Origin of the sequence: Embleya sp. NPDC008237, assembly GCF_042956465.1 — a bacterium.
Lineage (GTDB): Bacteria > Actinomycetota > Actinomycetes > Streptomycetales > Streptomycetaceae > Embleya.
In genome coordinates this window covers 80090-90647 of the sequence record NZ_JBIBGL010000002.1, presented here as the reverse complement: position 1 = coordinate 90647, position 10558 = coordinate 80090, and the positions used below count along the sequence as shown (strand labels likewise).

Here is a 10558-nt window from a genome sequence, read left to right as displayed (position 1 = left end):
CGCTCGTTCACCGGCTGCTCCGGCGGCGGTGGAATCGCATCGGCATGGAGGTGATCCCGTTGATCCAGTTGGACCGCAAGTGCGTGACCGGCCCCGCCGGTTCGACACCTTCCAGCGCGCTGCCGAGTTCGTCGAAGAGCATGCCGAGCGCCATCCGGCTCGACGGTGCGCCGATGCAGTAGTGCGGTCCGCCGCCGAAGGCCAGGTGCGGGTTGGGGGATCGGGTCGGATCGAAGGTGTAGGGGTCGGGGAACACGCTTTCGTCCCGGTTCGCCGAGGCCACCCACGCGCACACCCAATCGCCCTTGCGCAGCGTGGTTCCGGCCACCTCGGTGTCCTCCCGGACCCGCCGCACCAGGTGGTTCGTGGGCGTCGTCCAGCGCGCCCCCTCCTCCACCAGCAGCGTGGTGCTGCTCGGGTCGGCCAGTGCGTCGTCCCACAGGTGCGGGCGTTCGGCCAGCGCGAGCAGGGTGTGCGAAGCCACGTGCGGCGTGGTCGAGTTGGCGCCGAGCAGGAAGCTGTAGCAGTTCAGCGCCACCCGCAGGTCGTCCAGCGGGGCGCCCTCGGTCTCCAGCGTGATCAGCGCGCTGATCAGGTCCTCGCCCGGATGGGCCCGTTTCGCGTCGATGATCTCGGTGAAGCAGGCGAAGAGTTCGTGGTGGGCGCGGCGCAGCGTCTGGTGGGTGCTCTCGCCGCTGACGTATTCGGGATCGTCGGGGGCGATGCTGGCGGTGGTGTAGTGGGCGATGGTCTCCCAGTACCGGTCGGGGATGCCCATCAGTTCGCCGATCACCACCATCGGCAGCAGTCGCATCAGCTTCGCGAAGTCGTGTTCGCCGCCGTCCAGGCAGGGTTGCGCCAGGGTGCGGACCCGCTCGCGGATCCCGGCGGCGCGCTTGCGCACGACCGAATGCCCGAGGGTGCGCATGGTGGGCCGGCGGATGTCGCCGTGCAGCGGCGGGTCCATCAGCGTGATGGTCCGTCCGCCGGCGCTGTCCCCGACGCCGACGGAGGCCAGGATCGTGCCGTCCTCGGAGCCGAAGACCCGGTGGTCCTTGACGATGCGGTCGCATTCGGCGTACCGGGGGAAGCCCCAGAAGACGTCCCCTGTGGCGGGGGCGGTGTGTCTGGTGACCGCCGTGTCCGCTCGCATCGCCCGCCACCTGGCGTGTTGGCACTCCTCGTAGACGCCGGGGTCGGTGACGTCGACGTCGTCGTAGCGTACGTGCGGGCCGGCCGGCGGTGCGGTGATCTCCATCAGCTTGCGCCGTTTCGCTCGCCGCCGGTCGCCTCGGCCAGTTCCGCGATCGTCTGGTGCCGGAAGAACGCCCCGGCCGAGCAGTGGATCCCCAGCAGGCGCAGCCGCTCGATGGTGTCCACGCTGAGGATGGAGTCGCCGCCGAGCTCGTAGAAGTTGTCGTCGACGCCGACCCGGTCCAGGCCGAGCACCTCGGCCCAGACGTCGGCCATCAGCGACTCGGCCTCGCTCTGCGGCGCCCGGTAATCGGGCAGTTCGCCCAGTCGGTCGCGGCTGGACCACGGGGCGGTCAACGCGCCGCGGTCCGGCTTGCCGTTGGGGTCGTGCGGCATCTCGTCCAGGACCAGACACGTGCCGGGCACCATGTGCGCGGGCAGCCGCTCGCGCAGCCAGGTGCGCATCGTGGAGGCCGTCACCCGGGCGTCGCCGGCCGGGACCGCATAGCCGACCAGCCGCTTGCCGTCCGCCTCGGTGCCGAACACGGCGACCACGGCCTCGGCCACCTCGGGGCGGGCGTTGAGCACGGCCTCGATCTCGCCCGGTTCGATCCGGAAGCCGCGGATCTTGACCTGGCGGTCGGTCCGGCCGTGGAATTCGAACGCGCCGTCCGCGCGGCGCCGGGCCAGGTCGCCGGTGCGATACATCCGACTCGCCCGGTCGGTCGCGAAGGGGTCGGGCAGGAAACGTTCGGCGGTCAGTGCGGAACGCCGCAGGTAGCCCCGGGCGACCCCGGCCCCACCGAGATACAGCTCGCCGCTCTCGCCGGGCGCGACCTCGCGCAGGTCCTCGTCCAGGACGTACATCGTGCGGCCGCGCAACGGCGTGCCGATCGGCACCCGATCGCAGGTCGTGTCGTCCGGATCGATCGCGTGCAGCGACGCGAACGTGGTGGTCTCCGTGGGGCCGTAGGCTGCCAGGACCCGAAGTCCGGGAACAGCGGCGGCCGTTCGCACGTGCTGCGGGGACAGAACGTCGCCCCCGGTGATCAGCGTGCCCACCGGTTCCAGCGCGTGCGGCGCGTGGTCGGCCAGGACGTGGAACAGGCCGGTGGTCAGGAACAGCCAGTCCGGGCGCCGCTTGGCGAGCTCGGCGGACAGGTCCTCGACCGCGACGGGGCCGCCTCGCAGGATCTCCACCCGGCCGCCGCGGCACAGCGCGGCCCAGATCTCGAACGTCGAGGCGTCGAAGGCCATCGGCGCGTACTGGGCGACCGACTGGCCGGGCTGCACCGCGATGCGTTCGTCGTCCAGGACGAGCGAGACCACGGCGGCGTGTTCGACCACGACACCCTTGGGCGTGCCGGTGGAGCCCGAGGTGTAGATCACGTATGCGGCCTGGTCGGGACGTACTCGGCCGGCCGCGAGATCCGCGAGCGGATCCTCGCCGGCGGGGTCGGCGACGGCCTCGGCGTCCGCGAACAACACCGGAACACCGTCGTCCACGAAGTCGGGGATACCGCCGCGCTCGGCGACCACCGCGGCCACCCGGCAGTCCCGGACCATGAACCGCTGTCGCTCCAGGGGGAAGTCCGGATCGATCGGTACATAGGCGGCGCCCGCGGCCAGCACGCCCAGGAAGGCCACGATCGCCGTGGGCGAGCGCGGCACGGTCACCGCGACCCGATCCTCGTGCCCCACCCCGGCGGCACGCAGACGGGTCGTCAGGTCGCGGGCGCGAGCCAGGAGTTCTCCGTAGCTGAGGGTGTCGCCCTCGATCGAGACGACCGCCGTCGCGTGGGGGTCGCGCAACGCCTGATCCTCGACCAGCTCGTGCAGTACGACCGACTCGCGCTCGATCGTATGCGTTTCGCACGCCGTCGTATTCGTCGTCGTCATCGCCTTCCGCTCCGCTCCGCCTCGCCGAACAGCCAAAGGAATGGCTTTTCGACAATCACCCCGATGCGGTGGCCGGTCAATGCCCCCGAAGGAATTCGGAAGGTAGTCGGGAAGTGGTCGGGAGGTGGTGCAGACATGATCGGAAGGCGGTCGAGGCAGTCGGGGAGAAGCTTCCGCGCGGCGGGAAACATCCGGGAAAGAATCATGGCGCCACGGCATTTCACCGGTAAACATGACGGCACTGTGTACAGGTGGAGTGGATACGCCTCCAAAGACCTCCAACGACACCCATGACACCTACGACACCGTGGATGGACACTGTGGATTCGGCCGCGTGGGAAATCTCGAAGGCGCTCGCGGGCAAGGCGGTTCTCGTCACGGGTGCCGGCTCCGGTATCGGCGCCGCGGTCGCCGTGCAGGCCGCGTGTGCCGGGGCGTCGGTCGCCCTCGTGGGCCGGCGCGTCGAGGCACTGGAGGAGACCGCGGCACTGGTCCGGCTGGCCGGCGGCGAGCGGGCCCGCGTGGCCGTACTGCCCTGGGACGTGCGCGCCGACGGCGGCGCGGATGCCCTCGTCGGCGCGGCGATCGATCGGCTGGGCCGGATCGACGGTCTGGTCAACAACGCCGGCGTGGCCCGGTTCGCGCCGTTGGAGAGTGCCGCGAGTGAGGATCTGGACGCCATGCTCGACACCCATGTGCGCGGCCCGGTCGCCCTGATCCGGGCCTGCCTGCCCGCGCTGCGCGAACACCGCGGCAGCGTGGTCAACGTCTCCTCGGTGGGGGGCGCCCTGGCCATGCCGGGGCGCTCCCTGTACGGCGCGAGCAAGGCCGCGCTGAACAGCCTGACCCGTTCGCTGGCCCGGGAGCTGGCACCCGACGTACGGGTGAACGCGGTGTTGCCCGGACCGGTGGAGACCCCGATGTACGACGATCTCGGCCTGGACGGACCCGCGACCACGGCCCTGCGCGCGGGTCTGCTGGCCGGCACACCCATGGGGCGCTTCGGCACTCCGGACGAGGTCGCGCACTGGGTGTGCGCGCTCCTGGACGCCGAGAGATCCGCCTGGGTCACCGGTGTCCTGCTGCCGGTCGACGGCGGCCGTACCGCGTAGGCCCGGGCCGCCGGCCCGCGCAGCTCGACCGACGCCCGGCACGCGGCGCGCGGTACCGCGCGCTCCGCACCCGGACACCCGAACACCCGAACCCCGAACACCCGGACCTTCGAAACCGGCACAGACTCCGAGACACCGAAACACCGAGAGACACCCGGACACCCGAAAGCCATCCGCACCACGGACCGCACCTCATCGACAGCGCAGGAGGACCGACCGTGACCACCACCGAAGACACCACGACCGTCTACGGACGACCCGAGTTCGCCGACATCGACATCGGCGACACGATGCGCCACGGTCACCCCGACATCACCGACGGCGACCACATGATCGTGGACCTGGTCGCCCGGCGCGCCCGGACCCTGGGCCGCCCGCTGACCGTGATGGACGTCGGCTCCGGTTCCGGCGTGGTCTCCGCGATGCTGGCCCACCACCTTCCGGGACACCGCGTGATCGCCAACGAGATCGAGCCCCGGTTGATCGCCCAGGCCCGCTCGCGGCTCGAGGACATCCCCGGCGGCGAGGTCTTCGACCGGCCGTTCCAGGAGTGGCGCGAGCCGCTGGACGTGATCATCTCCTGGGGCTCGCACCACCATCTGCCGAACACCTACCTCGACCATGTGCGCAGCCTGCTCGTGGACGACGGCGTGCTGATCATCGGCGACGAGTTCTGCCCGGAATACTGTGACGACACCGACGCGGCCCGGGTGACCACCGCCGAGGTGATCCATCTGGCCGACGGCCTGGTGCTGACCACGCAGCGCGAGGTGGATGCCTACCGCGCCCAAGGCGTCGTCCCGCAGTGGTCGCGCGACCTCGAAGCCAAGCGCCGCCGCGCGCTGTGGCACTGGTACAAGTTCGTCATCGACTACGCGATGGCCAAGGACAACTGGACCGTGGTGCTGGCCGAGTTGCAGATCACCCGCGACGACCTGACCACCTCCTTCGACGAGGAGCACAAGCTCTCGCCGCTGATCGTGCGCCGCGACCTCGAACTCAACGGATTCCGGCCGCTGTCGACGAACGTCATCGGCAACCGGCCGGCGGACCTGCAGAGCTTCTACCTCTACGAGTTCGCGCCCCGGCCGAGGTCCTGACCCGATCCCGAGCGCGCCCCGGTTCCCGAGCCGCGGCCGCGAGCCGCTCCGGTCCCGAGCCCGCTCCCGTCGGCGCGACCCGTGGGGGCGTGCCCGGCGAACTCGTCCGCATCGCCGTAGCCACAGCCGTACCGGCGGAAAGAGAGCCATCATGTCGACCTTCGAGATGAGCGCCGCGCATCCGGCCGTCTCCCGCGCGGCGTCCATCCCGCCGTCGTGTCTGCACGACGTGTTCCGGTCCGCCCAGGCGTGGGAGCTGGTCCACCGTCGGGCGCCGATCCGACTGCACGTGGGCGAACCGGCGTTCGGGCCGCCGATCGAGGCGATCGAGGCCCTGGGCGCGGCGGCCCGCGAGGGGCGCGCCGCGTACACCTCGGCCGAGGGCATGATCGAGCTGCGCGAGGCGCTGGCCGCCAAGCTGGCGAGCGAGAACGGCCACGACACCGGCCCCGACCGGGTGTTCGTCGCACCGGGGTCGTGCCAGGGGCTCGCGGCGTTGATGCAGTCGATGGCCGAGCCCGGCGCCGAGATCCTGCTGCCGGAGATCCACTGGCCCATCCATCTCCAGCAGGCCCTGCTGGCCGGGCTGCGACCGAGGTTCTACCCCCTGGACCGCGACTTCCGCCCCGATCCGGACTCGCTGGCCGACGCCGGCAGCGAGCACACCCGGCTGATCCTGGTGAACACTCCGGCCAATCCCGCCGGCGTGGTGCTCGACGAGCCCTTCCTGCGCGACGTGTTGCACATTGCCCGGCGGCGGGGCTGGCGGATCATCAGCGACGAGGCGTACGAGCACTTCGTGTTCGAGGGCGAGCACGTGTCCATGGCCTCGCTGGAGCGTGATGTGCCGGAGCGGGAACGGCTGGTGCACTCGGCGTTCAGCTTCTCCAAGAGTTACGCGATGACCGGCTACCGGCTCGGCTACATCGCCGTGCCGCACGCCGAGGCGGCGAGCGCGCTGCGTGTGGTCCAGGAGGCCAGCATCGTGGCCCCGCCGACTCCCGTGCAGTACGCCGCCCTTGCCGCGCTGGGCGTGCCGCAGGCGGCGGCGCGCAACCGCGAGACGGTACGCGCGAACCGGGATCGGGCGCTGCCGGGCCTGGTGGCGGCGGGCCTGCTCGGTCGGGTGCCGCCGGGCGGGTGGTACGCGCTGCTCGACGTGGCCTCGGTGGGCCTGGACGCCGAGGTGTTCGCGGCCGAACTGCTCGCCGAGCACGGTACCGCGGTCGCGCCCGGTCGGGGCTTCGCACTGCGGCCCACCGTCGACGCGCAGTGCCGGGTGACCGACATCGGGCACTCGCCCCGGTCGCACGGGCTGTTGCGGATCGCCTTCTGCGGCGACGGCGACCTGCTGGCGGCGGGCGTCGAACGAGTGCTGGCCGCGGCACGCGGCGGCCGGGCGTGAACGGCTCCGCGGCCCGCACGTCGGCCGCGCACGAGAGTGCCGCCGACGCCGCCGAGCCGACCTACGACGGGTACCTGCGCCTGGCGACGGTGCTGACCGCGCAGGCCCCGACCACGGCGGAGAGCGACCGATCCACGTACGCCGCCGAGCACTTCTTCATCGTGACCCACCAAAGTTGCGAGTTGTGGCTCAAGCAGGCACTCCTGGACCTGGGGCTGGCCACCGACGCGGTCCGCTCCCGGCCACGCGACCTGGAACTGTGCCTGGAGCAGGTCCGCCGCACGACGCACGTACTGGCCATGATCGCCGAACACTTCACCGTCCTGGAGCGGCTGACCGTCTCCTCCTTCGCCCGCTTCCGCGGCGCGCTCGGCCGGGCCAGCGGGGCCCAGTCCGGGCAGTTTCGCGCGCTCTACCGCGCGTTGGGCCTGTACGGCGCGGACAGCGAGCTGTTCCGCGGCTTCCTGACCGCCCTGGCCGAGCGGGATCTGACCGTGGCCGAGGTCTACCGGCGGGCGCCGCATTCGGGTCTGCCGTATCTGCTGGCCGAGGGTCTGGTCGATCTGGCCCAGGCGGTACGGCGCTGCCAGTTGGCGCACGTCGAGGTCGTGGTGCGGCAGATCGGTGCCCGACCGGGCACGGGTCGCACCACCGGCGCCGACTTCCTGGCCAGGCGCCTCGCGGCACCCTTTCCCGAGCTGTGGGAGGCACGGGCCGCGTTGCACTCCCCCGGCCCGGTCGACTCAGTCGGCGTCGGGGTCCGCTACGACCGGTAGTTCCACCAGGCCGCGAAAGAACGGCGCGGGCCGCCAGCGCAGTTCGCCGGCGGGTACGGCCAACCGCATCCGGGGGAACCGGCCGAGAATGGCGCCCAGCGCAAGGCGGGCCTCCATCGTGGCCAGCGGCGCGCCGATGCAGCGGTGGATGCCGTGGCCGAAGCCCAGATGCGAACGTTCGCTCCGGTCGATGCGGAAGGTGTCGGGATCCGGGAAACGCTCCGGGTCCCGATTCGCCGCGTGCCACAGCGCCGCGGTGACCGCCCCGGCCGGCACCACGCCGCCGGGCAGTTCGACCTCCCGACGGGCCACCATGAACGCGATCCCGGCCGGCCCGTCGTAGCGCAGGATCTCGTCGATCGCCGCCGGCAACAGCGCGGGATCGGCCGTCAGTCGGGCGTGCTCACCCGGGTGGGTCAGCAGGAGCTTGATGCCGGTCGCGATGAGGTTCACCGTGGTCTCGTGTCCGGCCACCAGCAACATGAACGCCATGCCGACCAGTTCGGCCTCGGACAGCCGCTCGCCGCCGTCCCGGGCCTCGACCAGGGCGCTGAGCAGGTCGGCACCCGGCCGGGCCCGCTTGCGCCGGATCAGGTCGAGGAAGTACGCCAGCAGGTCCTCCTGGGCCTGCCGCAGCAGCCGCTGCGAGTCCGGACGGGCGCTGGAGACCATGCCGTCCGTCCAGGCGCGGAAGTCGTCCCGCTCGGTCGCCGGCACCCCGAGCAACTCGCAGATGATGGTGATCGGCAGCGGATGCGCCACGGCCGTGATCAGGTCGAACGGCCGCGTGCGCGGGGCCGCGTCGAGCAGCCCCCCGACGATGGTCTCGACCCGATCGGCCAGCAGGTTGACCCGGCGCGTACTGAACGCGCTCTGCACGAGCCTGCGCACCCTGGTGTGGTCGGGCGGGTCGAGGGTGAGCAGGTTGCGGTTCATCGCGCTGTCCGGATCACCGGTGAGCGCGGTCGCCTCCGGCGGGGCAAGGTGCAGGTCGCGGCTGAACCCGGGGTCGGTCAGCGCGGCGCGCACGTCCTCGTACCGGGTCAGCAGCCACATGTCGAAGCCCTGCGGCGTCGCGATGCGGTGCACCGGTGTGGTCCGCCGCAGATGCGCGTAGGTGGGGTAGGGGTCGGCCAGGAAGGCCGGGCTGAACAGCGGTGGTACGAGCGGTGATTCCTGCTTCATCGGCTACCCGCTCCGGTGTCTGCTCGGGGTGTCGTGGCGTTGGGGTGTCGTGACGTCGGGGTGTCGTGACGTCGGGGTGTCGAGTCCTCGGGGTGTCGAGTCCTCGGGGTCGACACGCTGTTTCGGTCCGCGAGGTCGACGGGCTCCACGGGGGCGTCGGGCGGGGTCCACGGGTCGGCGGGTCCGGGGGGCTCCCGGGCCCCCGGACCCGCCGACCCGCGCTCAGGAGGCCGCGCCGGCGGGCGGCGCAGGCGGCGTGGACGGCCCGGGCAACGTGCAGCTCGCGCCCCGGCCGGGCAGCCGTCCGGACACGAGGTAGGCCGTGATCGCGCCGTCGACGCATGCGCTGCCCCGACCGAACGCGGTGTGCCCATCGCCCTTGACGCTCAACAGCCGGGCCCGGCCCATGGTTTCGGTCACGTTGCGGGCCCAGGCGAGCGGTGCGAGCGGGTCACCCTCGACGCCGATCACCAGCGCCCGATCACGGCCGGTGTAGCGCCACGGCCCCTCGAATCGGTGGTCGGCCCGGACCGGCCACAGCGCGCACTTGAGTTCGCCGTAGCCGTACAGCCGGCCGAAGTGCGCCGATGCCGCGGCCGCCGCCGTGAAGTGCCGGTCGTGGGCCCGGAGATCGGTGGGGATGTCCCGGTCCAGGCAGGAGTTCGCGAGCTGTTGGGCGGTCACGTCGTCCGGACCGGTGGGCGGTTCGGTCGTGGGCACCTCCTGGGCGGCCGTCGCGGACAGGTAGCCGGCGAAGCGCGGCCATTCGGCGGAGTTGATCAGTCCCCCGATGACCTGGGTGAGCAGCAGGCCGCCGGTGAGGATGTCGTGCCGCCCCGGATACGCGAGTCGGTTGCGCTCCAGCTTGGCCACCAGGGCGTCGAAGGCGGCCGCCGGGTCGCCGGCGCCGAACGAGCACAGCGCGGGCGTGGCCCGGCACCAGTCGAGGAAGCGACTCAGCGCGAACTCGCTAGCGACGAGCTGCTCCCGGTCGAAGCGCAGCGGATCCGACACGTACCCGCGGCCGTCGATCGTCCCGTCCAACACCATCGAGCCGACCCGGTGCGGGTAGCGCGCCGCGTAGATCTGTCCGAGCACCGTTCCGTACGACTGGCCCAGGTAGTTGAGCCGATCGTCGCCCACGGCCCGGCGCAACAGGTCCAGGTCGGCGGCCGAGTCGGCGGTGCTCATCGTGCGCAACAGGGTCGGGTCGGTGTTGCGCCCGCACGCGGTGGTCAACGCCTTGGCCTCGGCGAGCTTGGCCGGGCGGTCGGCGAGCGTGGGGTAGGCGGGCAGCGGCTCCTCGATCTCCCGCTCCTGCTCGTAGGTCATGCAGTGCGCGCTCGGCGAACTGTTCGACTGGCCGCGCTGATCGAAGCCGACCACGTCGAACCGGTCCGCGAGGGCCGCGAAGGGGGCCGTGCGGGTGCGTAGCAGCGCCACGCCGTTGCCGCCCTGGAGGCCTCCGTTGACGAAGAGCGTGCCGATCCGGTGCGCCCGGTCCCGGGCCGGGATGCGGATCAGCGCCAGGTCGGCGGTCCGCGTGTCGGCCGTCGCCCCCGGTCGCATCGGCACGGTGGCGGTCGCGCACTCGAAGCCGCCGCCGCACCCGGTCCAGGTCAGCTTCGGCACCTTGGGCCCGGGGGCGGCGACGGCCGAGGACGGTACGGCGAGCGTGGTCGCCACGGCGGCCAGGACGGTGACCGTGGACACGAGCCACGAGCGGCGGCGGGACGTGGTCGGTGGTCGCGACTGCGCCTGCACGGTGGTCTCCTCGCGATCGGGCGCGCCTCGCCCGACGGGTGGGCGCGCGGTACGTCGGACGCCACCACATGCTCGAACATCGCCCGTCCGACCGCGCGAGATCTTTGCCGGATCTGTCGCGAT

At 72.0% G+C, this 10558-nt stretch carries 8 protein-coding genes; 4 read left to right on the top strand and 4 right to left on the bottom strand.

What is annotated here, in order from left to right:
- Positions 1-7: 7 nt before the first annotated feature.
- Together ACFZBU_RS03825 and ACFZBU_RS03820 are read right to left on the bottom strand one after the other, a co-directional pair.
- On the bottom strand, positions 8-1258 hold the full coding sequence (locus ACFZBU_RS03825; protein WP_391581860.1) for a cytochrome P450: 1251 nt from the start codon (positions 1256-1258) through the stop codon (positions 8-10).
- Positions 1258-3093, bottom strand: coding sequence for an amino acid adenylation domain-containing protein (locus ACFZBU_RS03820; protein WP_391581859.1), 1836 nt, complete (start codon positions 3091-3093; stop codon positions 1258-1260). Before ACFZBU_RS03820 ends, ACFZBU_RS03825 begins: the two co-directional genes overlap by 1 nt.
- A gap of 311 nt (positions 3094-3404) precedes the next feature.
- Between ACFZBU_RS03820 and ACFZBU_RS03815 the strand changes: the two genes are divergently transcribed.
- The 4 genes from ACFZBU_RS03815 (at position 3405) to ACFZBU_RS03800 (ending at position 7486) form a co-directional block, all read left to right on the top strand.
- Complete coding sequence (locus ACFZBU_RS03815) at positions 3405-4205, top strand: SDR family NAD(P)-dependent oxidoreductase (RefSeq protein WP_391581858.1); 801 nt, start codon at positions 3405-3407, stop codon at positions 4203-4205.
- 218 nt (positions 4206-4423) lie between these two features.
- Positions 4424-5305: a class I SAM-dependent methyltransferase gene (locus ACFZBU_RS03810; protein ID WP_391581857.1), complete on the top strand. Its 882-nt coding sequence runs from the start codon at positions 4424-4426 to the stop codon at positions 5303-5305.
- Positions 5306-5456: 151 nt separating this feature from the next.
- On the top strand, positions 5457-6710 hold the full coding sequence (locus ACFZBU_RS03805; protein ID WP_391581856.1) for a pyridoxal phosphate-dependent aminotransferase: 1254 nt from the start codon (positions 5457-5459) through the stop codon (positions 6708-6710).
- Positions 6707-7486, top strand: a complete 780-nt coding sequence (locus ACFZBU_RS03800; RefSeq protein WP_391581855.1) for a tryptophan 2,3-dioxygenase family protein — start codon at positions 6707-6709, stop codon at positions 7484-7486. The genes ACFZBU_RS03805 and ACFZBU_RS03800 overlap by 4 nt, the downstream gene beginning before the upstream one ends.
- Here the strand turns inward: ACFZBU_RS03800 and ACFZBU_RS03795 are convergent.
- Both ACFZBU_RS03795 and ACFZBU_RS03790 read right to left on the bottom strand, forming a co-directional pair.
- Entirely contained in the window at positions 7454-8671 is a 1218-nt protein-coding gene (locus ACFZBU_RS03795; protein WP_391581854.1) for a cytochrome P450, read from the bottom strand. The two genes, ACFZBU_RS03800 and ACFZBU_RS03795, sit on opposite strands and share 33 nt — an antisense overlap.
- A gap of 222 nt (positions 8672-8893) precedes the next feature.
- Positions 8894-10435 (bottom strand): alpha/beta hydrolase, encoded by a 1542-nt coding sequence (locus ACFZBU_RS03790; RefSeq protein WP_391581853.1) that lies wholly within the window; start codon positions 10433-10435, stop codon positions 8894-8896.
- Between the last annotated feature and the right edge of the window lie 123 nt (positions 10436-10558).